The 25,380-nt window shown below is 63.5% G+C and carries 24 protein-coding genes and 1 pseudogene; 16 read left to right on the top strand and 9 right to left on the bottom strand.

Translation table 11 applies throughout. From position 1 onward, the window contains the following. Window positions 1–95 precede the first annotated feature (95 nt). From GKC70_RS07065 to GKC70_RS07040, 6 genes are all read left to right on the top strand, one after another. A complete protein-coding gene (locus tag GKC70_RS07065; RefSeq protein WP_342650877.1) occupies window positions 96–830 on the top strand; it encodes an ead/Ea22-like family protein in 735 nt (244 codons plus the stop codon). Between the two features lie 187 nt (window positions 831–1,017). Beyond that, entirely contained in the window at window positions 1,018–2,208 is a 1,191-nt protein-coding gene (locus tag GKC70_RS07060) for a tyrosine-type recombinase/integrase (protein ID WP_342650876.1), read from the top strand. Between the two features lie 36 nt (window positions 2,209–2,244). Continuing rightward, a complete protein-coding gene (locus tag GKC70_RS07055; RefSeq protein WP_342650875.1) occupies window positions 2,245–4,032 on the top strand; it encodes an N-acetylglutaminylglutamine amidotransferase in 1,788 nt (595 codons plus the stop codon). A 4-nt stretch (window positions 4,033–4,036) separates the two neighbouring features. Then, a complete protein-coding gene (ngg, locus tag GKC70_RS07050) occupies window positions 4,037–5,779 on the top strand; it encodes an N-acetylglutaminylglutamine synthetase (protein ID WP_342650874.1) in 1,743 nt (580 codons plus the stop codon). Between the two features lie 101 nt (window positions 5,780–5,880). Further along, window positions 5,881–7,065, top strand: a complete 1,185-nt coding sequence (locus GKC70_RS07045) for an osmoprotectant NAGGN system M42 family peptidase (RefSeq protein ID WP_342650873.1) — start codon at window positions 5,881–5,883, stop codon at window positions 7,063–7,065. 123 nt (window positions 7,066–7,188) lie between these two features. After that, window positions 7,189–7,425 carry a YheU family protein gene (locus tag GKC70_RS07040; RefSeq protein WP_029611959.1) on the top strand — a complete coding sequence of 79 codons (237 nt, stop codon included), beginning with the start codon at window positions 7,189–7,191 and terminating at the stop codon, window positions 7,423–7,425. Here the strand turns inward: GKC70_RS07040 and csrA are convergent. Continuing rightward, a complete protein-coding gene (gene csrA / locus GKC70_RS07035) occupies window positions 7,413–7,613 on the bottom strand; it encodes a carbon storage regulator CsrA (protein ID WP_029611960.1) in 201 nt (66 codons plus the stop codon). The genes GKC70_RS07040 and csrA overlap by 13 nt on opposite strands. Window positions 7,614–7,746: 133 nt before the next feature. Then, window positions 7,747–8,559 (bottom strand): SDR family oxidoreductase, encoded by an 813-nt coding sequence (locus GKC70_RS07030; RefSeq protein WP_342650872.1) that lies wholly within the window; start codon window positions 8,557–8,559, stop codon window positions 7,747–7,749. A 224-nt stretch (window positions 8,560–8,783) separates the two neighbouring features. Between GKC70_RS07030 and GKC70_RS07025 the strand changes: the two genes are divergently transcribed. Beyond that, the gene (locus GKC70_RS07025; protein WP_009682861.1) at window positions 8,784–8,936 is read left to right on the top strand and encodes a DUF3309 family protein; all 153 of its coding nucleotides are present in this window, start codon (window positions 8,784–8,786) and stop codon (window positions 8,934–8,936) included. 73 nt (window positions 8,937–9,009) lie between these two features. Here GKC70_RS07025 and GKC70_RS07020 read toward each other — a convergent pair whose 3' ends face one another. From GKC70_RS07020 to GKC70_RS07010, 3 genes are all read right to left on the bottom strand, one after another. Next, window positions 9,010–10,674 (bottom strand): cation acetate symporter, encoded by a 1,665-nt coding sequence (locus tag GKC70_RS07020; protein ID WP_342650871.1) that lies wholly within the window; start codon window positions 10,672–10,674, stop codon window positions 9,010–9,012. Continuing rightward, window positions 10,671–10,982: a DUF485 domain-containing protein gene (locus tag GKC70_RS07015; protein ID WP_029611961.1), complete on the bottom strand. Its 312-nt coding sequence runs from the start codon at window positions 10,980–10,982 to the stop codon at window positions 10,671–10,673. Before GKC70_RS07015 ends, GKC70_RS07020 begins: the two co-directional genes overlap by 4 nt. A 183-nt stretch (window positions 10,983–11,165) precedes the next feature. Next, on the bottom strand, window positions 11,166–12,026 hold the full coding sequence (locus tag GKC70_RS07010) for a glycine betaine ABC transporter substrate-binding protein (protein ID WP_342650870.1): 861 nt from the start codon (window positions 12,024–12,026) through the stop codon (window positions 11,166–11,168). 209 nt (window positions 12,027–12,235) lie between these two features. On the opposite strand from GKC70_RS07010, the gene GKC70_RS07005 reads away from it, so the two are divergent. After that, entirely contained in the window at window positions 12,236–13,792 is a 1,557-nt protein-coding gene (locus GKC70_RS07005) for a beta (1-6) glucans synthase (protein ID WP_342650869.1), read from the top strand. 22 nt (window positions 13,793–13,814) lie between these two features. Here GKC70_RS07005 and GKC70_RS07000 read toward each other — a convergent pair whose 3' ends face one another. Then, on the bottom strand, window positions 13,815–14,591 hold the full coding sequence (locus GKC70_RS07000) for an IclR family transcriptional regulator C-terminal domain-containing protein (protein WP_342650868.1): 777 nt from the start codon (window positions 14,589–14,591) through the stop codon (window positions 13,815–13,817). 121 nt (window positions 14,592–14,712) lie between these two features. On the opposite strand from GKC70_RS07000, the gene GKC70_RS06995 reads away from it, so the two are divergent. Both GKC70_RS06995 and GKC70_RS06990 read left to right on the top strand, forming a co-directional pair. Further along, window positions 14,713–16,137: an amidase gene (locus GKC70_RS06995; RefSeq protein WP_342650867.1), complete on the top strand. Its 1,425-nt coding sequence runs from the start codon at window positions 14,713–14,715 to the stop codon at window positions 16,135–16,137. Between the two features lie 91 nt (window positions 16,138–16,228). Further along, complete coding sequence (locus tag GKC70_RS06990) at window positions 16,229–17,545, top strand: MFS transporter (RefSeq protein WP_342650866.1); 1,317 nt, start codon at window positions 16,229–16,231, stop codon at window positions 17,543–17,545. Window positions 17,546–17,564: 19 nt separating this feature from the next. On the opposite strand, the gene GKC70_RS06985 is transcribed toward GKC70_RS06990, so the two are convergent. Beyond that, window positions 17,565–17,945, bottom strand: coding sequence for a hypothetical protein (locus GKC70_RS06985; protein ID WP_342650865.1), 381 nt, complete (start codon window positions 17,943–17,945; stop codon window positions 17,565–17,567). A 224-nt stretch (window positions 17,946–18,169) separates the two neighbouring features. On the opposite strand from GKC70_RS06985, the gene GKC70_RS06980 reads away from it, so the two are divergent. Then, complete coding sequence (locus GKC70_RS06980; protein WP_342650864.1) at window positions 18,170–19,468, top strand: serine/threonine protein kinase; 1,299 nt, start codon at window positions 18,170–18,172, stop codon at window positions 19,466–19,468. Beyond that, entirely contained in the window at window positions 19,461–20,276 is an 816-nt protein-coding gene (locus GKC70_RS06975; protein WP_029611966.1) for a VacJ family lipoprotein, read from the top strand. Before GKC70_RS06980 ends, GKC70_RS06975 begins: the two co-directional genes overlap by 8 nt. A 79-nt stretch (window positions 20,277–20,355) precedes the next feature. Here GKC70_RS06975 and GKC70_RS06970 read toward each other — a convergent pair whose 3' ends face one another. Then, window positions 20,356–21,510 carry a patatin-like phospholipase family protein gene (locus GKC70_RS06970; protein WP_029611967.1) on the bottom strand — a complete coding sequence of 385 codons (1,155 nt, stop codon included), beginning with the start codon at window positions 21,508–21,510 and terminating at the stop codon, window positions 20,356–20,358. A 24-nt stretch (window positions 21,511–21,534) separates the two neighbouring features. After that, window positions 21,535–22,470 (bottom strand): lipid A biosynthesis lauroyl acyltransferase, encoded by a 936-nt coding sequence (locus tag GKC70_RS06965; protein WP_342650863.1) that lies wholly within the window; start codon window positions 22,468–22,470, stop codon window positions 21,535–21,537. Window positions 22,471–22,581: 111 nt separating this feature from the next. Here GKC70_RS06965 and minC point away from each other — a divergent pair, with 111 nt between their 5' ends. The 4 genes and pseudogenes from minC to GKC70_RS06945 all read left to right on the top strand — a co-directional run bounded on the left by minC (window position 22,582) and on the right by GKC70_RS06945 (window position 25,272). Further along, entirely contained in the window at window positions 22,582–23,337 is a 756-nt protein-coding gene (gene minC, locus GKC70_RS06960; RefSeq protein WP_342650862.1) for a septum site-determining protein MinC, read from the top strand. Window positions 23,338–23,430: 93 nt separating this feature from the next. Next, window positions 23,431–24,242 (top strand): annotated as a pseudogene (minD, locus tag GKC70_RS06955) (septum site-determining protein MinD). A gap of 3 nt (window positions 24,243–24,245) precedes the next feature. Then, entirely contained in the window at window positions 24,246–24,500 is a 255-nt protein-coding gene (gene minE / locus GKC70_RS06950; RefSeq protein WP_021782476.1) for a cell division topological specificity factor MinE, read from the top strand. 136 nt (window positions 24,501–24,636) lie between these two features. After that, on the top strand, window positions 24,637–25,272 hold the full coding sequence (locus GKC70_RS06945; RefSeq protein ID WP_342650861.1) for an RluA family pseudouridine synthase: 636 nt from the start codon (window positions 24,637–24,639) through the stop codon (window positions 25,270–25,272). The last annotated feature ends 108 nt before the right edge of the window (window positions 25,273–25,380 follow it).

Raw genomic sequence — 25,380 nt, 5'->3', positions numbered from 1 at the left:
TACGCCGCCTCTCTGGCGCGCGGGGCGAGCCACGATGCTGCGGTGGCGGTGGCTGACCGCGCGATGAACGATTTCAACCGCCGGTGGAGCGTGTCATGAGCATTGATCGAGACAAGCTGAGGGCGCTGGCTCAAGCCGCTACTGGCGGCCAGTGGGTGACTGACGGCGAGCACATCAATCAGCACGGCCACCTCCTGTACGCCTACGTGGCTCACAAGAGCAGCGGGATGATTGCCCAGGCATTCGCCAATTGCCGGGTTAAGACGGATGCTGAGTGCCGCGCCAATGCCGCCTTCATTGCGGCCGCGAACCCAGCAAATATCCTGGCCCTGCTGGCCGAATTTGAAACGCTGCTTGAGCGGGCCGCGTACTGGCGCCAGCGCGCCAAGAGCGCCGAGGGCCATTTCTGGAATGGAGACTGCCGGGCCGCCTTCGAGGAAGTCCACCGCGCCAGCAACTATGCCGAGACGCCCGTCGATCAGCTGGAGGTCTGGCAGGTAGCCAGGATCGAATCAGTGGTGGTTGCAGTGTTGCGGACGGTCAACGCCCAGCGACAGCGGCGCAGGCCGGCCGACTTCGTAGCCTGGCGTGAGGATCAGTCTGACCTGGCGGCTTTGCGCAAGGATGCCGAGCGGTATCGGTGGCTGCGCGAGCGGTGCGGCGTCGACTTCATCTTCGGCGACTACAACCCTTGGCTTCTAGCCGAGGGTGTCGAGATGGAGCAGGTTGAGCGTGACACCACTGATTCGGCCATCGACTCGGCCATTGCCAAGGATGCTGACGCAACAGAACGGCGTGACAACCAGAACCTGACGCATCAGGAGGAGTAGCGATGGCAGCAGCAGAGAATCTGCCCGACGACCACGCGCAAGACAAGGTCACCGAAAAACGGATGGGCGAGTTGGTGGGGTGTACTGCGAAGGCGCTACAGCGCAAGCGGGAGAAGGGCATCATCCCCAACTGGGTGTGGATGAAGATCAACGGCAGGATCATGTACAGCAAACGGAGATATGACGAATGGATCGAAAGCCTGTGGACCTGCCGGCCGGAGTCGAGCTTGTCGGGCGCTCTATCCGAATCAGGTTCACCTGGAACAAGAAGCGTTGCTGCGAGACGCTCCCCCTCCCTCAGACAGCGAAAGGGATCGCAGCAGCAGCGAGTCTACGTGCTCAAGTAAGAGGGCTGGATAAGCTCGGCGCGCTGACCCCAGACAAGTACGTCGAGCTGTTCCCGAACACTCGTAGCGTTGCAGTTGTCGAGCAGACGGCGCCGATCTTCTTCGACTATGCGCAGGACTGGCTCAACAGCCTGCAGATCGTTGAGGGAACCCGGAAGAATTACAGGTCCGCCCTCCAGGTCTATTGGATTCCCTACCTGGCCGAGATGCCCATCGACACGATCACATCGGTCAAGCTGCGCAAGATCATGAATGACATCGAGTGGACTTCCCCAGTCCGGCGCAAGGGCGTGGTTGGCCTTCTTGTCTCAATCTTCCAGCAGGCGGTGGCTGACGAACTGGTCGTACGGAACCCGGCACTGTCGATCCCAGGTGCGAAAGTTCCAAAGCGGGAGGTCGACCCGTTTACCAAGGAAGAAGCCGATTCGATCATTGACCATCTGTACGAATCGACGAGCGGTCTGACGGTGATCTACGCCGCATATTTTGAATTCTGCTTCTACACCGGCATGCGCCCGGGAGAGGTGATGGCTCTGCGCTGGAGCGAGGTTGAGCGACGGACCAGGACTGCCCATGTGTGCCGCATCCAGATACGCGGCGTGATCCAAGATCGCACCAAAACGAAGCGCTCGAGGAAAGTTCTGTTGAACGATCGGGCCATGCATGCGCTCGAAAAAGCCAGACCGCTCACCGAGGCTCGTTCAGATTACGTGTTCGCGCCCAGTGGGACGGGAGACCGCTCGGAGATGTACATCCGCTCCGAGACGAGTCAAAAACGCTACTGGCTGGCGACCCTGCGGAAACTCGGTATCAAGCGCCGCAGGATGTACGACACGCGCCACACGTACGCGACCATGTGCCTGATGGCCGGCATGAACCCGGCATTCATCGCCGCGCAACTCGGGCACAGCGTGCAGGTGCTGCTCTCCACCTATGCCAAGTGGATCAGTTCACCCAACGACTGGGCCGAGCTCGAGAAGCTGAAAATGTTGGAAAGTGGTACAAAAGTGGTACGAGCTAAAAGCCAGTAGCGCCAAGAGTGCCGAAACTCAAAGGGCCTACGCTGTATGTGCGGATTAGCAGGAGAGTTGCGTTTCACCCCCCTCGACCAAGCCCCTCGCCCGGCGGACCTCGCCGCGGTGGAGCGCATCACCCACCATCTGGCGCCCCGTGGCCCCGATGCCTGGGGCTTCCACAGTCAGGGGCCTATCGCCCTCGGTCACCGACGACTGAAGATCATGGACCTGTCCGACGGCTCGGCGCAGCCCATGGTCGACAATACCCTGGGGCTGTCGATGGCGTTCAACGGCGCCATCTACAACTTCCCTGAACTGCGCCAGGAACTGCAGGACCTGGGTTACAGCTTCTGGTCCGATGGCGACACCGAGGTGCTGCTCAAGGGCTACCACGCCTGGGGCGCAGCGCTGCTGCCCAAGCTCAACGGCATGTTCGCCCTGGCCATCTGGGAGCGCGACAACCAGCGCCTGTTCCTGGCCCGGGATCGCCTGGGCGTCAAACCGCTGTACCTGTCGCGCAACGGCGAGCGCCTGCGCTTCGCCTCGACGCTGCCCGCGCTGCTCAAAGGTGGCGACATCGATCCGATGCTCGATCCAGTGGCCCTCAACCACTACCTGAATTTCCACGCCGTGGTCCCAGCACCGCGCACCCTCCTGGCCAACGTGCAGAAGCTCGAACCGGGCACTTGGATGCGCGTCGACCGGCACGGCGAGGTAGAGCGCCAGACCTGGTGGCAACTGCAGTACGGCCCCAAGCCCGATGAACGCGAACTCGACCTTGAAGGCTGGACCACCCGCGTATTGGATGCCACCCGCGAAGCGGTCGCCATTCGCCAGCGCGCCGCAGTCGATGTCGGCGTGCTGCTCTCCGGCGGTGTCGATTCAAGCTTGCTGGTCGGCCTGCTACGCGAAGTGGGCGTAGAGGATCTGTCGACCTTCTCCATCGGTTTCGAAGACGCCGGCGGCGAGCGCGGCGACGAATTCCAGTATTCGGACCTGATCGCCCGGCACTACGGCACCCGTCATCACCAGTTGCGCATTGCCGAGCACGAGATCATCGATCAACTGCCAGCCGCCTTCCGCGCCATGAGCGAGCCGATGGTCAGCCACGACTGCATCGCCTTCTACCTGCTCTCGCGTGAAGTGGCCAAGCACTGCAAGGTGGTACAGAGCGGCCAGGGCGCCGACGAACTGTTCGCCGGCTATCACTGGTATCCCCAGGTCGATGGTGCCAGCAACGCCTTCGGCGCCTACCGCAATGCCTTCTTCGACCGCAGTCATGACGAGTACCGCGAAACGGTGCAGGCGCCCTGGCTGCTGGACAACGACGCGGCCGGCGATTTCGTCCGTGAGCATTTCGCCCGCCCGGGCGCACCGGATGCGGTGGACAAGGCCTTGCGCCTGGACAGCACGGTGATGCTGGTCGACGACCCGGTCAAGCGCGTCGACAACATGACCATGGCCTGGGGCCTTGAGGCGCGCACGCCGTTCCTCGACTACCGCCTGGTGGAACTCTCTGCACGCGTGCCAGCGCGCTTCAAGCTGCCGGACGGCGGTAAGCAGGTGCTCAAGCAGGCCGCGCGGCGGGTCATTCCGCACGAAGTGATCGACCGCAAGAAGGGCTATTTCCCGGTCCCCGGCCTCAAGCACCTGGACGGCGCCACATTGAACTGGGTGCGCGAACTGCTCACCGACTCGAGCCAGGATCGCGGCCTGTTCAACCCCGCGATGCTCGATCGCCTGCTGAGCAATCCCCAGGGTCAGCTCACACCACTGCGCGGCTCGAAGCTGTGGCAGTTGGCAGCCCTGAACCTGTGGCTCAGCGAACAAGGAATCTGATCCGATGAAACCCCAAAGTGCCTATGAACAGCGCTTGCTGCGCGGTCAGGCGCCCTCCTACGAGCGCCTGCAGGCGCGTCTGGCTGGAGATGGCAGCGAACCGCACGATCAGCCACGCGCCGTGCACTGCGGTTGGGGCAGGCTGCTGATCGGCCACACCTACCCGGACCCGGCGCAACTGGCCCAGGCGCTGCTGGAAGAGCAAGCCGGCGAGCGCGACATCGCCCTGTACGTCGCGGCGCCTCACCAGTTGTTGGCCCAGGCGCCGCAGCAGTTGTTTCTCGACCCGTCCGACACCTTGCGCCTGTGGTTCAGCGACTACCGCCCGGCGCAGCGTGTGTTTCGCGGCTTTCGTATCCGTCGGGCGCAGAACGACGCGGACTGGCAAGCGATCAATGCGCTGTATCAAGCGCGCGGCATGATGCCGGTGGTGCCCGAACTGCTCACCCCGCGCCATCTCGGCGGCCCGGTGTACTGGATCGCCGAGGACGAAGACTCCGGTGCGGTGATCGGCAGCGTCATGGGCCTGAACCACAGCAAGGCGTTCGACGACCCTGAACACGGCAGCAGCCTCTGGTGCCTGGCGGTCTCACCGCAGTGCAGCCGCCCAGGTGTCGGCGAAGTGCTGGTGCGACACTTGGTGGAGCACTTCATGAGCCGTGGCCTGGCCTACCTGGACTTGTCGGTGATGCACGACAACCGCCAGGCCAAACGGCTTTACGACAAGCTTGGCTTTCGCAACCTGCCGACCTTCGCCGTCAAGCGCAAGAACGGCATCAACCAGGCGCTGTTCCTCGGCCCAGGCCCTGAAGTGGGGCTCAATCCCTACGCCAAGATCATCGTCAACGAAGCACTGCGCCGGGGCATCGAGGTGCAGGTAGACGACGCCAACGCCGGTCTGTTCACCCTGAGCCTGGGTGGACGTCGGGTGCGCTGTCGCGAGTCGCTGAGCGACCTCACCAGCGCGGTGACCATGACCTTGTGCCAGGACAAACGCCTGACCCGCCAGGTGTTGCACGCGGCGGGCCTGCAAGTGCCCGCCCAGCAATTGGCAGGCAATGCCGACGACAACCTGGCGTTTCTCGAAGAGCACGGCTCACTCGTGGTCAAGCCGGTGGACGGTGAGCAGGGCCAGGGCGTGGCCGTCGACTTGCGCGCGTTCGACGAGGTTTCCCAGGCCGTCGAACAGGCGCGTCAGTTCGACAGCCGAGTGCTGTTGGAGAGCTTCCACGCCGGACTCGATCTGCGCATCCTGGTGATCGGTTTCGAGGTGGTGGCCGCAGCCATTCGCCATCCCGCCGAGATCATCGGCGACGGGACGCAAAGCATCCAGGCGCTGATCGAGGCGCAGAGCCGCAGGCGTCAGGCCGCCACCGGCGGCGAGAGCCGCATTCCCATGGACGAGGAAACCGAACGCACGGTGCGTGCGGCAGGCCTGGGCCTGGCCGATGTGCTGCCGGCCGGGCAGCGCCTGGCAGTGCGCCGCACCGCCAACCTGCACACCGGTGGCACGCTGGAGGACGTCACCGAGCGTCTGCACCCGGTGCTGGCAGACGCGGCCGTGCGTGCCGCCCGAGCCCTGGAAATTCCGGTCGTGGGCCTGGACTTCATGGTCCGCGATGCACAGCAGCCGGACTACGTCATCATCGAGGCCAACGAACGCGCCGGGCTCGCCAACCACGAACCACAGCCCACTGCGGAGCGATTTGTGGATCTGCTATTCCCGCACAGTCAGGCCCTGACCTGAATCAATGGCGGTTCATCGCGGCTACACCCAACGTGTAGCCGCGGCATCGGGCCGCTGCGCCTCAGCCGCGCTGAACCGATCGCACACACCAAGGAGTACCCATGTCCGAACGCCTCCCCGAACCTGACCTGGACTACCTGAAGAAAGTCCTGCTGGAGATGCTCGCCATTCCCAGCCCCACCGGGTTCACCGACACCATCGTGCGCTACGTCGCCGAACGCCTGGACGAACTGGGCATTCCGTTCGAGCTGACCCGCCGCGGCACCATCCGCGCCACCCTCAAAGGTCGCCAGAGCTCGCCCGACCGCGCCGTGTCCGCGCACCTGGACACCATCGGCGCCAGCGTGCGCCAAGTGCAGGACAACGGCCGCCTGGCACTCTCGGCAGTCGGCCACTGGTCCAGCCGCTTCGCCGAAGGCAGCCGGGTCAGCGTATTCACCGACACCGGCGTGTTTCGCGGCAGCGTGCTGCCCTTGATGGCCAGCGGGCACGCCTTCAATACCGCGATCGACCAGATGCCTGTCAGTTGGGAGCACGTCGAAGTGCGCTTGGACGCCTACTGCACCACTCGCGCCGATTGCGAGGCGTTGGGTATCGGTATCGGCGACTTCGTCGCGTTCGATCCGCTGCCGGAGTTCACCGACAGTGGCCATATCAGCGCCCGTCATCTGGACGACAAGGCCGGCGTCGCAGCATTGCTAGCGGCACTCAAGGCGGTGGTGGAAAGCGGCCAGCAGCCACTGATCGACTGCCACCCGCTGTTCACCATCACCGAAGAGACCGGTTCGGGCGCCGCGGGCGCCTTGCCTTGGGATGTCAGCGAGTTCGTCGGTATCGATATCGCGCCGGTAGCGCCGGGGCAAGCGTCCAGCGAGCATGCGGTGAGCGTGGCCATGCAGGATTCGTCCGGGCCCTACGACTATCACCTGTCGCGCCACCTATTGAAGCTGGCCGGGGACAACGAGTTGCCCGTGCGCCGCGACCTGTTCCGCTACTATTTCAGCGATGCCCATTCGGCCGTGATCGCCGGGCACGACATCCGTACCGCGCTGGTCGCCTTCGGCTGCGATGCAACCCATGGCTACGAACGCACCCACATCGACAGCCTGGCGGCGCTGACCCGGCTGCTGTCAGCCTACCTGCTGAGCCCACCGGTGTTCGCCAGCGATTCGCAGCCGGCCAATGCCTCTCTCGAGCGTTTCAGTCATCAACTGGAGCACGACACGCAGATGGGCAGCGACACTCCAGTACCTGCTGTGGACAGCTTGCTCGGCAACAAACTCTGATCCCAGGCGAACCGGGCCGCCCCTGCAGGGGCGGCCTCGACCCTGTTCGCATCACCCCCCGATTACTGCGACATGCAACTTTCCAGTAGCATGCAGCCATCTCCTTTCCAGCCGACAGCGACCATGCTCATTCCCTACGATCAACTCGAAGCCGACACCCTCACCCGCTTGATCGAAGATTTCGTCACCCGTGACGGCACCGACAATGGCGACGACACGCCACTGGAGACCCGTGTACTACGGGTGCGTCAGGCCTTGGCCAAAGGCCAGGCGTTCATTCTCTTCGATATGGAAAGCCAGCAGTGCCAGTTGCTCGCACGCCACGACGTGCCCGCCGAGCTGCTCGATCAGGCCGAGTGACCGGACGCCGGCTCCTGTTCGAGCGCCTGATCCTTGATGCGCTTGTGGATTTCCGCCCGGTGCACCGCCACTTGGCGCGGTGCGCTGATACCGAAGCGCACCACCCCGCCTTCGACGGCCATCACCTTGATGCGGATGTTGTCGCCGATGGTGATCACCTCGCCGACTTCGCGTCCCATTACAAGCATGCTCCGATCCTCCAGACCGAGGGAAAATCCGAGCCTGCTCCGGGCCTTGGCGCTTATCAATCAGACCCGTCTTAAATAGACCGACCCTACACCGCAAGGTAAAAAGCCTTACAGACGGCTCCTCAATCCAGCCCTATTGAGACGAGCGCCCCTTGGCGCGCATCTTCACCGCCATGCTCGCCATTTCATCGTAGAGCTTCTCGGGCGCTGCGCATTTGAGGCGCCAGGCCTCACGCCCCGCTTCGTGGGGCAGGATCAGGAACTCGCCCGCTGCCACCTGCGCATGGATATGCTCGGCGATCTGCGCGGCGCTGATGGGCGAACCTTTCAGCAGCTTGCCGACCTGCGCCTTCATGGCCGGGTTCGGCCCCCGGAAGGAATCGAGCAGGTTGGTCTGAAAGAATGACGGGCATACCACATGCACGCCCACGTCCACCTGCCGCAACTCCACCAACAGGCTTTCCGACAGCGCCAGCACGCCAGCCTTGGCCACGTTGTAGTTGCTCATGCCCGGTCCTTGCATGAGCGCGGCCATGGACGCGATGTTGACGATGCGCCCCTTGCTGCGCTCGAGCAGCGGCAGAAACGCCTTGCAGCCCTTGACCACACCCATGAGGTTGACCGCGATCTGCCAGTCCCAGTCCTCCAGCGACAATTCGGCGAAAAAGCCCCCGGAGGCGACCCCGGCGTTGTTGACGATCACGTCGATTCCGCCGAACTGCGCCTCGCAGGCTTGGGCCAGCGCAGTGAGCTGGCTGTAGTCGCGCACATCGCAGCGCTGCACGAAGCCCTCGCCACCGGCGGCACGCACCTGTTCGAGGGTTTCGCGCAAACCGATCTCGTTGACATCGGCCAGCGCCATGCGCCAGCCCTCGCGCGCCCAGCGCAGGGCAATCTCGCGGCCCAGGCCTGATCCTGCGCCGGTGATCATGATGCGGTCTTGCATGGTGCCTGGCCTTGTGCTGACTGAAGTAGCGCCGAGTCTAATCAACGCGCAGCCGTCGGGCAGGGTTCATCAGGCCCGTGAATGCAGCGGCATGACCCGGCAGTCAGTGCCCTGTGACAGTGTCCACGACACCCGATGGAATCTTTCGCAAGCGGCGCCAGTCGGAGCTTACAAGAGGCCAGCAATTCGTGGCCCTTGACCCCCAACCATGCAAGGACTCTGTCATGACCACGATCCTCATCATCATCCTCATTCTGCTGCTGATCGGTGGCCTACCGGTCTTCCCCCACTCGCGCAGCTGGGGCTATGGCCCGTCCGGTATCGTCGGCGTGGTGCTGGTCGTGCTGCTGGTACTGTTGTTGCTCGGCAGAATATGACCCACCCGCAGGCCCGCAAATGAAGACGCCCCGCAATGCGGGGCGTTTTCATGGGTGCATCACCAAAGAGGAATCAGTGCGAGACAGCGCCTGAAGCACCCAGGCCGGTCTGCGAGCGAACGAACTGCGGGTAGAACAGCGCACGCTCCTCATCGGCCGCCTTGGACTTGTCGGTGATCGAGAAGAACCAGATACCGACGAAGGCGATGAGCATCGAGAACAGCGCTGGATACTCATACGGGTAGATGGCCTTCTCGTGACCGAGAATCTGTACCCAGATGGTCGGGCCGAGCACCATCAGGCCCACCGCGCTGATCAGGCCCAGCCAGCCGCCGATCATCGCGCCGCGGGTGGTCAGCTTCTTCCAGTACATCGAGAGCAGCAGTACCGGGAAGTTGCAGCTGGCGGCGATGGAGAACGCCAGGCCTACCATGAAGGCGATGTTCTGCTTCTCGAACAGGATGCCCAGACCGATCGCCAGCACGCCCAAGGCGACGGTGGTGATCTTCGACACGCGGATTTCGTCCTTGTCGTTGGCTTTGCCTTTGCGCCAGACGCTGGCGTACAGGTCGTGGGATACCGCCGAGGCGCCGGCCAGGGTCAGGCCGGCGACCACCGCCAGGATGGTGGCGAAGGCCACCGCCGAGATGAAGCCCAGGAATACGCTGCCGCCCACCGCGTTGGCCAGGTGCACCGCCGCCATGTTGTTACCGCCCAACAGCGCGCCGGTGGCGTCCTTGAAGTCCGGGTTGGTGCTGACCAGCAGGATGGCGCCGAAGCCGATGATGAAGGTGAGGATGTAGAAATAGCCGATGAAGCCGGTGGCATACAGCACGCTCTTGCGCGCTTCCTTGGCGTCGCTGACGGTGAAGAAGCGCATCAGGATATGCGGCAGGCCGGCGGTGCCGAACATCAGCGCAAGGCCCAGCGAGAAGGCCGAGATCGGATCCTTGACCAGACCACCCGGACTCATGATCGCCTCGCCCTTGGCGTGCACCTTGATCGCTTCGGAGAACAGCGTGTTGAAGTCGAAGCCCACATGCTTCATCACCATCAGTGCCATGAAGCTGGCACCGGAGAGCAGTAGCACCGCCTTGATGATCTGCACCCAGGTGGTGGCGAGCATGCCACCGAACAGCACGTACAGGCACATGAGGATGCCGACCAGCACCACTGCGACGTGGTAGTCCAGGCCGAACAGCAACTCGATCAGCTTGCCCGCGCCGACCATCTGCGCGATCAGGTAGAACGCCACCACCACCAGCGAGCCGGAGGCCGACAAGGTGCGGATCTGTTTCTGTCCGAGGCGGTAGGAAGCGACGTCGGCGAAGGTGTACTTGCCCAGGTTACGCAGGCGTTCGGCGATCAGGAACAGGATGATCGGCCAGCCCACGAGGAAGCCGATGGAGTAGATCAGGCCGTCGTAGCCGGAGGTGAAGACCAGCGCGGAAATCCCCAGGAACGAGGCGGCGGACATGTAGTCGCCGGCAATCGCCAGGCCATTCTGAAAGCCGGTGATGCGCCCGCCAGCAGCGTAGTAGTCCGAGGCCGACTTGTTGCGCTTGGAGGCCCAATAGGTGATGCCGAGGGTGAAGCAGACAAAGGCCAGGAACATGACGATCGCCGAGACGTTCAGCGGTTGCTTGTGCACCTCGCCGGTGATCGCATCGGCAGCCCACACGGCGGGTGCGAAGGCACCGCAGGCAAGTACGGCCAGGGTTTTGGCGTGACGGATCATTGCTGCGCCTCCTTCAGGATCGCCTTGTTCAGCTCATCGAATTCGCCGTTGGCGCGCCGTACGTAGATGGCGGTGAGGATGAAGGCCGAGAGGATCAAGCCCACGCCCAGGGGGATGCCCCAGGTGATGGACGAACCGGCGCTGATCTTGGCGCCGAGAATCTGCGGGCCATAGGCGATGAGCAGGATGAAAGCGCAGTAGAGGCCGAGCATGATCGCCGAGAGGATCCAGGCGAAGCGCTCGCGCTTGCTGACCAGCTCCTTGAAACGCGGACTTTCTTGTATCGATCGGTAGATGCTGTCGTTCATTGTTTTTGTCCTAGCAGCAACACAGTAAGGGGAGAACCCGCCTTAACTTTATGCTGCCGGTGGACGTCAACCAGACGACCTTAGTCTTAGATGCAACAGTGTTTTACATGGACTGCAATAAATAAAGGCCGGCGCGCCTGGATCGCGGGTTTGCCCACGGTCCAGGCGCGCCGGCCCTGACGGTTACTTGCCCGTCCACTCCTTGACGCGCTCTGGATGCTTGGCCACCCAGTCTTTGGCTGCCGCTTCAGGCTTGGCGCCATCCTGGATCGCCAACATCACCTCGCCAATCTCGTCTTTTGACTGCCATTGGAATTTCTTGAGGAATTCGGCCACTTCCGGCGCCTTGGTGGCCAGTTGAGTACTACCGATACTGTTGACGGTCTCCGCAGCGCCGAATACGCCCTTCGGATCTTCCAGGAATTTCAGTTTCCATCTGGCGAACATCCAGTGGGGCACCCAACCCGTGACCACAACCGAATCTTTCTTGTTCTCGGCACGGGTCAACTCAGCGATCATCCCGGCACCCGAACTGGCGGTCAGTTTGTAACCGGTCAGGTCATAATCCTTGATAGCTTGCTCGGTCTTGATCATCACACCGGAACCGGCGTCGATCCCGACGATCTTCTGCTTGAAGCCGGTGTCGGTCTTGAGGTCGGCGATACTGTTGGCTTTGACGTACTCCGGCACGATCAGACCAATCTTGGCGTCTTTGAAGTTGGGGCCGTAGTCGACGACGTTGTCCTTGTTCTTGGCCCAGTACTCGCCATGGGTGACCGGCAGCCAGGCCGAGAGCATGGCGTCGAGTTTACCGGTGGCCACGCCCTGCCACATGATGCCGGTGGCAACCGCCTGCAACTTCACGTCGTAACCGAGTTTCTGCTTGATCACTTCGGCGGCCACGTTACTGGTTGCCACACTGTCGGACCAGCCCTCCACGTAACCGATGCTGATTTCCTTGGCCATGGCTTGCCCTGCGCCCATGGCGAGCACCAAAGCACCGGCCACACCCAGGAAACGTCGCGTTCTTTTGATTGTCGCCATCGAAAGCATCCCCTCGTCAGGTCTTGGAGATTCCATCATCGACCTGCCGGACCGCGCGACCTGCTCCATCAACGACCTTCACCGAGCGATCAGCGACAGCACTTGGCCATTAGCGTCATCGGGCCGAAGTCTTCTGCGCGATCCTTGCATGCCAAATGCTTGGCGCCGGGCTACTATCCACCGCTTACCCCGATCACTCGCGCCAGACGATGGACCGCTCGATGCCCAGCCCACCCCACATCACCCTCTCCTACTGCCTCGCTTGCCTGATCGCCGTGCTCGGCCTCGGCGCCCTCTGGTACGGGCTTGGCAGGCCGATCCACCTGCCTGATGCGGCCAGCCCCACGCACAAACTGCAATGCGCCTCCTACACCCCGTTCGACAAGGATCAGTCACCCTTCGACCAACCCTTCCGATTGCGCCCGGCGCGCATGGACGCCGACCTGGCGCTGCTGGCCGAGCGATTTCAGTGCATCCGCACCTATTCCATGAGCGGCCTGGAAGCCATACCGGCCCTGGCGCGCAAGCATGGCTTGAAGGTGATGCTCGGTGCCTGGGTCAACGCCAACCCGGTGGACACCGACAAGGAGCTGGCGCTGCTGGTCGAAGCGGCCAACGCCAACCCGGACGTGGTCAGCGCGGTGATCGTCGGCAACGAGACGCTGCTGCGCAAGGAGGTCACCGGCCAGCGTCTGGCCGAATTGATCACGCGGGTGAAACGTCAGGTCAAGGTGCCGGTCACCTACGCCGACGTGTGGGAGTTCTGGTTACAGCACCCGCAGGTGGCGCCAGTCGTGGACTTTCTGACCATCCACCTGCTGCCGTACTGGGAGGACGACCCACGTGGCATCGACGACGCCCTGGCCCATGTCGCCGAGGTACGACGAACGTTCGGCGCGCGTTTCGCGCCCAAGGACATCTTCATCGGCGAGACCGGCTGGCCCAGCGAAGGGCGTCAGCGGGAAACGGCCGAGCCCAGTCGGGTCAACGAGGCGCGCTTCGTTCGCGGCTTCGTCGCGCTGGCCGAGGCCAACGGCTGGCACTACAACCTGATCGAAGCCTTCGATCAACCGTGGAAGCGTGCCAGCGAGGGCGCCGTGGGCGGCTATTGGGGGCTGTACGACGCCGACCGGCAGGACAAGGGCGTGCTCGAAGGGCCGGTCAGCAACCTGCCATTGTGGCCGCAGTGGTGGTTGGCCAGTATCGCACTCACGCTGCTGATCCTGACCCTGGCCGGTCGCCCGGCACAGGCCCGTGCGGCGTGGCTGCTACCGCTGCTGGCCGCCACCGGTGCCGGTTGCCTGGGCCTGTGGGGCGAGCTGGCGCGGACCAACGCGCGCTTTGCCGGAGAGTGGCTCTGGGTGCTGCTGCTGGCGGGGTTGAATATGGTGGTGCTCTGCCATGGCGCGCTGGCGCTGGCGCAGCGCGACGGCTGGCGTCAGCGTCTGTTCCTCTGGCTCGAGGCGCGTGCCGGTGGCTGGCTGCTGGCGGCCGGATTTGCCGCCGCGGTGAGCATGCTGGCGATGGTCTTCGACGCGCGCTATCGCAGTTTTCCCAGTGCGGCCCTGCTGGTGCCAGCTCTGGTGTACCTGCTACGCCCGGTGCCGACGCGACGGGCCGAAGCGGCGCTGCTGGCCTTCATCGTCGGCGCCGGCATTGCGCCGCAGCTCTATCAGGAGGGCCTGTACAACCCTCAGGCGTGGGGCTGGGCAGCCGCCAGCCTGCTGATGACCGCAGCGCTGTGGCGCAGCCTGCGCACGCGATGAACGACGCGCGACCTGGAAGGACTCAGCCAACGATCACCGATTGGCTGACCTCCATGAGCAAGGGCAGCAACTCCTGCCGCACCCGCTCCACCGGCCAGACACTCAACTGCGCGGTGATATTGATGGCCGCCACCACCTGGAAGTGCACGTTGCGAATCGGCGCCGCGATGCCCACCTGACCGACCAGTACCTGTTCCTGGGTCAGCGAGTAACCCTGCTCGGCGGCCTGGCGGATGCACTGCAGCAACGTCGCCTTGTCCGTTTCCGTCTGCCCGGTGAACGCCGTCGGCACCACCTGTTCCAGGCTGGCCTGCACGCGCTCAGGCGGTAGATCGGCGAGCAGCACCCGGCCGGCCGAGGTGCACCAGGCCGGCATGCGCCGGCCCGGCAGCATTTCGGCGAAGGTCTGGTTCGGCCCCGGCACTCGCAGCACATAGACGATGTCGTGCCCCGACAGCACGCTGAGATTGACCGTGAGGTTGCAGCGCTCGCGAATCAACTTCAACGCGGGCAGCGCGCGGCTGACCAACGGCGAGGCGTTCAGGTAGAGAAAGCCCAGCTCCAGCGCCTTGTGAGTGAGACTGTAGCGGCGCGAAGACTCATCCTTGGCCAGATAGCCCAGCTCGCACCAGGTATGGGTGAAGCGCTGCGCGGCGCTCTTGGTCATGTCGCAGGCCTGAGCCAGCTCTGTCAGCCCCAGCGATGACTGCCCTGCCCGGAACACTTCCAACACACGGATACCTTTGTCCAAGGTCTCGATGAACTGCGGATGCTGCTGGCGGGTAGCGCGGTCATTCATATCTGGCGGGTTCCGTAAAAGGAGGAGCAGCTTACCCCATATTGACCCGCACTCCAGCACGGGGTATACCTAGTATCAATAAACGATAATAAGTATTGTAGAACGATACATGGAGCTTAGTATGGATGATGACACCGATACCGGCCTAGCCACCCGACCGGCCTGGGAGCTGGCGGCCGAAATCCGCGCCGGGCATCTGTCCGCACGTGAACTGACGCAGGCGTGCCTGACACAACTGGAGCGCTACAATCCGACGCTCAATGCACTGGTCACAGTGGATGCGCAAGGCGCACTCGAGCGCGCCGAGGCCGCCGATCAGCGACAGGCCAAGGGCGAAACGCTCGGCGCGCTGCATGGCTTGCCGGTGGCGCACAAAGACTCGTTCCTCACCGCAGGCATGCGCACCACCTGGGGCTCGAAGGTCTACGCCGAGCATGTCCCCGATCAGGACTCACTGATCGTGCAGCGCCAGGCCGCCGCCGGCTCGATCCTGCTGGGCAAGAGCAACCTGCCGGAATTCGGCGCAGGTTCGCAGACCTTCAACGAAGTGTTCGGCGCCACGCGAAACCCTTACGCACCGGAGCTGACCTGTGGCGGCAGCAGCGGCGGATCGGCCGTGGCCTTGGCCACCGGCATGGTGGCACTGGCAGACGGCACCGACATGGGCGGTTCTCTGAGAAATCCGGCGAGCTTCTGCAACATCGTCGGTTTGCGCCCGTCCATCGGTCGGGTGCCGAATCTGCCCAACGCCAACAGCTTCGGCCAACTGACCGTGGCCGGCCCCATGGGGCGCTGCGTGGCCGATGTCGCACTGCTGCTCAGCGTGATCGCAGGCCAACACCCGCGCGACCCCCTGTCGCTGCAGTCGCACACCTATCCAGTGACGACGCTGGCAGAGCACGATTTCAAAGGCGCGCGCATCGCCTACAGCCCCGACCTGGGCGGGCTGCCAGTCGATCCGCAGGTACGCGCCGTCACCGAGGCTGGCGTGCGACGCCTGGACGAGCTGGGCTGCACGGTCGAACTGGCAGAGCCCGACTTCACAGGCGGCGCACGGGCCTTCCAGGTCTTGCGCGCGCTCACCTACGCCGGCGGCTATGCCGACCTTCTGCAGGGCAATCGCCACCTGCTCAAGGACACCGTGATCTGGAACATCGAGCAGGCCAGCACCTTCACGGCCCAGGATGTGATGGACGCCGAAGCAGTCCGTGCACGGCTGTTCCGAGAGCTGCAAGCACTGCTGGAGCGCTTCGACTTCCTGGTCGCTCCGGTCAGTCAGGTGCTGCCCTTCCCGGTCGAACAGCCTTACGTGACACAGATCGGCGAGCAGCCGATGCAGACCTACATCGACTGGATGAACAGCTGTTCGCTGATCACCCTGACCGGCCACCCGGCCCTGTCGCTGCCTTGCGGCTTCAGTGAGCAGGGCCTGCCGGTGGGGTTGCAGATCGTCGGCCGCTACCGCGACGAGCAGCGATTGCTGGCGTTCGCGCACGCGCTGGAGTCGATCAACCGTCCCTACACCACTCGCCCGCTGGCGCGTTAACCCGCAGCGCCGGTACAGCGCGACAGACGCAGAAACCAACACCGGCTTGATTCCTTTTGACAATGCCAACAACAAATCAAAGGTAGCCACGATGTCCAGTTCCAGTACCCCGCGCGCCCAAGCGCAGCCCCGTGCCCGGCAACCCATAAGGGCTGCCGCCGGCTCATTCCTCGGCACCCTCATCGAGTGGTTCGACTTCTATATCTATGCAACGGCCTCGGCGCTGATCTTCAGCCACGTGTTCTTTCCAGGCAGCAGCCAACTGGTCGGCACCTTGTCGTCCTTCGCCACGCTGGCGGTAGGCTTCGTCGCTCGACCGTTGGGCGGCATCATTTTCGGTCACCTGGGCGATCGCTTCGGACGCAAGTACTCGCTGATCCTGACGCTGGTGCTGATGGGCGTCTCGACGGTGGGCATCGGCCTGTTGCCCTCCTATGCGCAGGCAGGCTTCTGGGCACCGGTGCTGCTGGTGGGCCTGCGTATCCTGCAGGGCATTGCCGTGGGCGGCGAATGGGGAGGCGCGGTGCTGCTGGCCAGCGAGCATGCACCGGAGGGCAAGAAGAGCTTCTACGCCTCGTTCGCCCAGTTGGGCAGCCCGGCGGGGCTGGTGCTGTCGCTGATGGTGTTCCGTTTCATCACCGAGATGCCTGAGGCCGACATGTACGCCTGGGGCTGGCGACTGCCGTTCATCGGCAGCATCGTGCTGCTGTTGCTGGCGTTCGTGATCCGCCGCGGCGTGCATGAGTCACCTGAGTTCGAGGCGCTGGCCCAGCAGGGTCAACCGGCGAAATCGCCGGTCAAGACCGTGGTCCGTGATGCCTGGCCATTGATCCTGCTGGTAATGGGTGCCTGCACCATCGGTATCTCGTCGGCCTACTTCACCAACACCTTCATGATCGCCTACGCCACCCAGTACATGGGCATCAAGAGCTCGGTGATCCTCGAATGCCTGTCGGTGGTCGCACTCGTGCAGTTGATTAACCAGCCGATAGCCGCCTGGCTCGCTGACAAGGTGGGTGCAGGTCGCTTCCTGCTGGTGACCTCGGGCATCAGCATACTGGTGCCGTACGTCATGTTCAGCCTCGTTTCCACCGGACAAGGAACGATGATCATCCTCGGCATCGCGCTGGCCAAGGTGTTCTCCTCGGCGTTCTATGCCGTGATCGCCGGCTACATCACCGATGTGTTCCCAGTCGCCCAGCGCTATTCGGGCATTTCGTTGGCCTACCAAGCCTGCGGCGCGCTGATCGGCGGGACCACGCCGATGGTCGGCACCCTGATTGCCGGGCAGGCGGCAGGCCAATGGTGGCCCCTGGCGGTGTTCTACTCGGCGCTGGCGCTGACGTCGTTCCTCTGTGTAGGGGCACTGACATGTCGGCGCAGCGTGCTCGCGCCTGCCGTTGCCTGAGGCGGCGCAAGCTGCTCCCTCAGCCGGCGCGATTTCGCGTGCCGGCATCGCGGACCAGGCGCAGCCCAGCCAGCACCACGGCGAACACGGCCAGGCTGGCCGTGTACAGCACCAAGGCCGACAGCCCGGCCAGCAGCGCCAGCACGGCCAACCACCAGCCTGCGCGCCCGCGCAATACCTGGCTTAGCAGCGCCAGCCCCAGCCCCAGCCAGCCGATCCACTGGAAGTGAATCCACAACCCCAGCATTGAGCGCACCTGGCATTGCCAGTGCGCGGCCGGCACGCTGCACAGGCCCACCCACTGGCTGTCCTCCATCAAGCCGTAGCGCACTCCATAACTGGCCGCCAGCCATAACGGCAGCAGCAGCAACAGCGCAACTACAGGCATCGAGCGACTCATGCACAGCTCCGGAAGAATGTCATCGGCGCTCAGGATAATCCCCCAGACTCATGGCGCAAGGCCCAATCTCTGAGCGTGGCCAGAATCGTCATGCCGACCATTGCCGCGCCAGCCACTTTCACGGCAACATCAGCCACCATAAACGACCGCGCGCCAAGCAACTTTGCCATCATCCTGATGGTCCTAGCTCCACATTGCCTTTGCCGTCTCCTGGGGGACTCTCCATGCTTCGACCGTTGCGCCTCGCCGCCCTGCTGTGCGGCCTGCTCCTGGCTGCGGCTGCTTCCGCGCGGGACATAGATCCGGCCACCTACGGCTATCCGCTGACCAACCCGTTCGAAGCGACCATCGCCACGACACCGCCGGACCAACGTCCGACGCTGCCCAGCGATGACGACATCGACCAATCCGACTACAGCCTGACGCTGCGCCCTGAGCGCGAATTCACGCTGCCGGACAACTTCTGGCCGGTGAAGAAGCTGCGCTACCGCCTGGCGCGTCAGGATCACAAGGCGCCGCTGGTGTTCATCATCGCCGGCACCGGCGCGCCCTACAGCAGCACCATCAACGAATATCTCAAGAAACTGTTCTACCAGGACGGCTACCACGTGGTGCAGTTGTCCTCGCCGACCAGTTGGGACTTCATGAGCGCCGCCTCGCGCTTCGCCACCCCCGGCGTCAGCCGCGAGGATGCCGAAGACTTGTACCGGGTCATGCAGGCCGTGCGCGCCCAACATCCGCGCCTGCCGATCAGCGACTTCTATCTCACCGGCTACAGCCTCGGTGCGCTGGACGCTGCGTTCGTCAGCCACCTGGACGAGACCCGTCGCAGCTTCAATTTCAAGCGCGTGCTGCTGCTCAACCCGCCGGTGAACCTGTATACCTCGATCAACAACCTCGACAAGATGGTGCAGACCCAGGTCAAAGGCATCGACCGCAGCACCACCTTCTATGAACTGATGCTGGAAAAGCTCACCCGCTACTTCCAGGACAAGGGCTTCGTCGACCTCAATGACGCCCTGCTGTACGACTTCCAGCAGTCGCGCGAGCACCTGTCCAACGAACAGATGGCCATGCTGATCGGCACCTCGTTCCGCTTTTCCGCCGCCGACATCGCCTTCACCTCAGACCTGATCAACCGCCGCGGCCTGATCATTCCTCCGAAGTTTCCAATCACCGAAAGCACTAGCCTGACGCCGTTCTTCAAGCGCGCCTTGCAATGCGACTTCGATTGCTACCTGACCGAACAGGTCATTCCCATGTGGCGAGCGCGCACTGACGGCAACAACCTGCTGCAATTGATCGACCAAGTCAGCCTCTACGCCCTGACCGACTACTTGCGTGACAGCCCGAAGATCGCCGTGATGCACAACGCCGACGACGTCATTCTCGGCCCCGGCGACATCGGTTTCCTGCGCAAAGTGTTCGGCGATCGCCTGACCCTCTACCCACACGGCGGCCATTGCGGCAACCTCAACTACCGTGTCAACGCCAAAGACATGCTGGAGTTCTTCCGTGGCTGACAGACTCGTACTTGCCCTCGCCCTGCTCATCAGCACCAGCGCCCTGGCGGCTGAAACCGCCCCGCGTACCAGCGTCATCGAGGCTGACGTGACGGCCGCCCCGACCGTGGAGTCGGACGGCTTCCTCGACCCGATGCGCGAGCTGAAATTCAACCCTGGCCTCGACCAGCGCGAATTCGAGCGCTCCACCTTGGCCGCGCTCAACGTCTACGACCCACTGGAGTCGATGAACCGGCGCATCTATCACTTCAACTACCGCTTCGACCAATGGGTGTTCATTCCAGCCGTCGACGGCTACCGCTACGTGACGCCGCAGTTCGTACGTACCGGCGTAAGCAACTTCTTCAACAACCTGGGCGATGTACCGAACCTGTTCAACAGCCTGCTGCAACTCAAGGGCAAGCGCTCGGCGGAAATCACTGCGCGGCTGATGTTCAACACCTTGATCGGTGTGGGCGGGCTGTGGGATCCGGCGACCAAGATGGGGCTGCCGCGCCAGAGCGAGGACTTCGGCCAGACCCTGGGCTTCTACGGCGTCCCGGAAGGACCGTACCTCATGCTGCCGATCTTCGGGCCTTCGAACCTGCGCGATACCACGGGCCTGGTGGTGGATTACGTGGGAGAGCGTGAGGCGAATTTCCTCGACGTGGCCGAAACCAGCAGCGATCACCCGGAAATCACTTTGCTCAAAGCGATCGACCGACGCTACTCCACCAACTTCCGCTATGGGCAGACCAACTCGCCGTTCGAGTACGAGAAGGTCCGCTACGTCTATACCCAGGCACGCAAGCTGCAAATTGCCGAGTAGATCGGCTGCCGCCTCCCAGCGACCCACCCCCGCTCACCACAGGGGTGGGTCGCTCTCTAAGATTCGACCCGCTACCCCCTCAGCCCGGCAAACCCAGAAACTGCGACAGCTCGCGCCGCTTGGCCAAGGCATCGCTGCGTCCAAGCTCGATCAATTCACTGCAATAGCTGGCCTCGAACAACAGGTAGCTGAGCACCCCGGCGCCACTGGTTTTGGTCGCCCCAGGTCCGCGTAGGAACAGGCGCAATGCGGCAGGCAGTTCCCGGCGGTGACGCGCGGCTATCTCGTCCAGCGGCTGGCTGGGCGCCACCACCAATACCTCGATGGGCGCCAACCCCAGACGCCGGCCCTCCACATGGCTCGGTATCAGATGACTCAGGTGATTGAGTCGCTGCAGCAGCTCGATGTCGTCTTCCAGACTATCGATGAAGGTGCTGTTGAGCAGGTGCGCGCCAATTTGCGCCAGGCTCGGCTGTCGACCACTGAACACCCGCGCGCGCTGCACGGGCGACACCGGGCGCTGAGGGTTACCGCTGACGCCCACCACCAGGACGCGGCTGGCCCCCAGATGCAGCGCCGGGCTGATCGGCGCCGACTGACGCACAGCGCCATCCCCGTAGTACTCATCGCCCAGGCGCACCGGCGCGAACAGTAACGGGATCGCCGAACTGGCCAGCAGGTGCTCGACGCTCAGGGCCGTGGGCACGCCAATGCGCCGATGCCGCAGCCACGGCTCGATGGCGCCACGACCCTGGTAGAAGGTCACCGCCTGGCCCGACTGGTAACCGAAGGCGGTAATCGCTACTGCACGCAATTGCTCGCTGTCGAGGGCGCGACCGATACCGTCCAGATCCAGATGTGCGCGCAGCAGCGTACGCAGGGGACTGCTGTCGAGCAGCGCCACGGGGCTTTGCCGGCCCAGGCCGAGCAGGCCGTGACCAATGAAGCGACTGGCCTGGCGGATGACCCCGGGCCAGTCGCTGCGCAGCACCAAATGACTGCGAAAGTGTTGCCAGAAACGGGTCAGGCGCTGCACCGAATCGCCGAAATGCGTGGCCCCGCTGGCCAAGGTCACGGCGTTGATAGCCCCGGCCGAGGTGCCGACGATGACCGGGAAGGGATTGGCCGCACCCACCGGCAGCAGTTCGGCGATACCTGCCAGTACACCGACCTGATAAGCGGCGCGGGCGCCGCCGCCTGAAAGGATCAGCCCGGTGACGGGAGGTGCGGCCATGGATACCTTCCTGGTTATCGGGAGTCAGCGCTTCTTTTTCTCGTACAAGCGCGGGGCGCCTTCGGGACGCGACTTGAAGCGCCGATGGGCCCACAAGTACTGCTGCGGGCATTCACGTAGCACGGACTCGACCCACTGGTTGATGCGCAGGCAGTCGGCCTCCTCGGTCTCGCCTGGGAAGTCCTCCAGCGGCGGATGCACCACCAACCGATAGCCGCTGCCATCTTCCAGGCGTTTCTGAGTGAAGGGGATCACCCGTGCCTTGCCCAGCCGGGCGAACTTGGTGGTGGCGGTAACGGTGGCAGCGGGGATGCCGAACAGCGGCACGAACAGGCTTTGCTTGGTGCCGTAGTCCTGGTCCGGCGCATACCAGATCGCCCGCCCACTGCGCAGCAGCTTGAGCATGCTGCGTACGTCTTCGCGCTCGACCGCCAGGGAATCGAGGTTGTGCCGCTCGCGACCGCTGCGCTGGATGAAGTCGAACACCGGGTTGCCGTGCTCGCGGTACATGCCATCGATGGTATGGGCCTGGCCCAGCAGCGCCGCGCCGATCTCCAGCGTGGTGAAGTGCACCGCCATGAGGATGGCGCCCTGCCCGTCCTGCTGGGCCGCCTGCAGATGCTCGAGCCCTTCGATATGGGCCAGCCGCGCCAGTCTTTCTTTGGGCCACCACCAGCTCATGGCCATCTCGAAGAAGGCGATGCCCGTGGAAGCGAAATTGTCTTTCAAAAGCTGTCGCCGTTCGTCGCTGGACAGCTCTGGAAAGCACAGCTCCAAATTGCGCGCCGCGATGCGCCGGCGCTCGCCGGCCACGCGATACATCACCGCGCCCAACAGGCTGCCCAGCCCCAGCAGGGCTCGATACGGCAACTGCACCACCAGCCACAGCAGGCCAAGGCCCAGCCACAGGGCCCAGAAACGTGGGTGAAGGAAATAGGGACGAAACCGCGGACGATCCATTGAAGCTTCCGGTAAGACAAAGGCCCGGCATTCTACAACCTTTGGCCGCAGGTTGCGGCCAATCGGTCTTATCGCTATAAGTCAGGGCACTTTTTCCGTTACAAGTCGTCTATGCAGACCATGAGCCTCAACCAGACACCCGACTCCGCCAACGTGTTCCAGCTCAAGGGCAGCATGCTCGCCATCACAGTGCTGGAACTGGCGCGCAACGACCTCCAGGCCCTCGACCGCCAATTGGCGGCGAAGGTCGCGCAGGCCCCCAATTTCTTCAGCAACACACCGCTGGTCCTGGCGCTGGACAAGCTGCCAGCCGACGAAGGCGCGATCGATCTGCCCGGACTGATGCGCACCTGCCGTCACCACGGCCTGCGCACCTTGGCCATTCGTGCCAGCCGCATCGAGGATATCGCCGCCGCGATTGCCATCGACCTGCCGGTGCTGCCGCCCTCCGGGGCCCGTGAACGGCCATTGGAGCCGGAACCGGAAGTGAAGAAGCCAGAGCCCGCTCCCGCGCCGCCGCCTGCCGAACCAGAGGTGCGCCCCACGCGCATCATCACCAGCCCCGTGCGCGGTGGACAGCAGATCTACGCACAAGGCGGCGATCTGGTGGTGACCGCTTCGGTCAGCCCGGGTGCGGAACTTCTCGCCGATGGCAACATCCATGTCTACGGCGCCATGCGTGGCCGCGCATTGGCCGGTATCAAAGGTAATACCCGCGCCAGGATCTTCTGCCAGCAGATGACCGCCGAAATGGTCTCCATCGCCGGTCAGTACAAGGTCTGCGAGGACCTGCGCCGCGATCCGCTGTGGGGTTCGGGCGTACAGGTGAGCCTGGTCGGCGACGTGTTGAACATCACCCGTCTTTAACGGATACTGCCGCCATTTTAAGCGCAACTTTTCCCGTTGCCTTTTTTGCATTTGCTGGGACTTAGGGTCCCATTTATTTAGGGGTGAAACACCTTGGCCAAGATTCTCGTGGTTACTTCCGGCAAAGGGGGGTGGGCAAGACCACCACCAGCGCCGCCATCGGTACCGGCCTCGCACTGCGTGGCCACAAGACGGTGATCGTCGACTTCGACGTCGGTCTGCGTAACCTCGACCTGATCATGGGCTGTGAGCGCCGCGTGGTGTATGACTTCGTCAACGTGGTCAACGGCGAAGCCAACCTGCAGCAGGCCCTGATCAAGGACAAACGCCTGGAGAACCTGTACGTGCTGGCCGCCAGCCAGACCCGTGACAAGGACGCGCTCACCCAGGAAGGCGTGGAAAAAGTCCTGATGGAGCTCAAGGAGCAGTTCGAGTACGTGATCTGCGACTCCCCGGCCGGTATCGAGAAAGGCGCACACCTGGCGATGTACTTCGCCGACGAGGCCATCGTCGTGACCAACCCCGAGGTTTCCTCGGTCCGTGACTCGGACCGCATGCTGGGCATCCTGTCGAGCAAGTCGCGCCGTTCCGAGAACGGTAAGGAGCCGATCAAGGAACACCTGCTGATCACCCGCTACCACCCCGAGCGCGTGGTCAAGGGCGAGATGCTGAGCGTGGCCGACGTCGAAGAGATCCTGTCGATCAAGCTCAAGGGCGTGATTCCCGAATCCCAGGCGGTGCTCAAGGCTTCCAACCAGGGCATCCCGGTCATCCTCGACGACCAGAGCGATGCCGGTCAGGCCTACAGCGACGCCGTCGACCGCCTGCTGGGCAAAGAGAAGCCGATGCGCTTCATCGACGTACAGAAGAAGGGATTCTTCGAGCGCATTTTCGGGAGCAAATAAACCATGAACCTTTTTGACTTCTTTCGTGGCAGACAGAAACAGAGCAGCGCGTCGGTAGCGAAAGAGCGTCTACAGATCATCGTGGCGCATGAGCGCGGCCAACGCAGTGAACCGGACTACCTGCCGGCGCTGCAGAAGGAACTGCTGGAAGTGATCCGCAAGTATGTGAACATCGGCAATGACGACGTGCACATCGAGTTGGAGAACCAGGGCAGTTGCTCGATCCTCGAGCTGAACATCACCCTGCCGGATCGCTGATCCGGTCTAGCACATCGGGGCTGCGTTGCAGCCCATCGCGGGAGGGGTCCGCGCCTTTGGCCAGAGCATCGGCAGGGGCGAAGGCATTGCGCGATGGGCTGCACGCAGCCCCGCTGCTTTGTACAGAGACCCCGCAATGCCGCTGTCGAACATCCACATCCTGCATCAGGATGCTTCCATTCTGGTGATCAACAAACCGACCCTGCTGCTGTCGGTGCCAGGTCGCGCCGAAGACAACAAGGACTGCCTGATCACCCGCCTCCAGGAAAACGGCTATCCCGAGGCGCTGATCGTCCATCGCCTGGACTGGGAAACCTCCGGCATCATCCTGCTGGCCCGTGATGCGGACAGCCACCGCGAGCTGTCGCGCCAGTTCCATGACCGCGAAACCGAAAAAGCCTACACCGCACTGTGCTGGGGTCAGCCGGTCTTGGACAGCGGCAGCATCGACCTGCCGCTGCGTTACGATCCGCCGACCAAGCCACGTCACGTGGTCGATCATGAACAGGGCAAGCATGCCCTGACGTTCTGGCGCGTGCTGGAACGCCACGCCGACCACTGCCGCGTGGAGCTGACACCGATCACGGGCCGCTCGCACCAATTGCGGGTGCACATGCTTTCCATCGGCCACCCGTTGCTGGGCGATCGGCTGTACGCCAATCCCGAGGCCCTGGCCGCTCACGACCGCCTGTGCTTGCACGCCTCGATGCTCAGCTTCACCCATCCGGTGTCCGGCCAGCGGTTGAAGTTCGAGTGCCCCGCGCCGTTCTGAGCGGCCAGTGGCGGGCGGCAAGCGTCAAGAAAAAATGCCGGCACCTCGGCAGACCGCTTGCCCCGCCGACCGTCTTTGCTTGAAGCTTGCAGCTTGCCGCTTGAAGCT

Origin of the sequence: Pseudomonas sp. REB1044, assembly GCF_038813925.1 — a bacterium.
Taxonomy (GTDB): Bacteria; Pseudomonadota; Gammaproteobacteria; order Pseudomonadales; family Pseudomonadaceae; genus Aquipseudomonas; species Aquipseudomonas boreofloridensis.
Note: the sequence above shows the minus strand (reverse complement) of the source record. Positions and strands in the feature narration are given on the sequence as shown.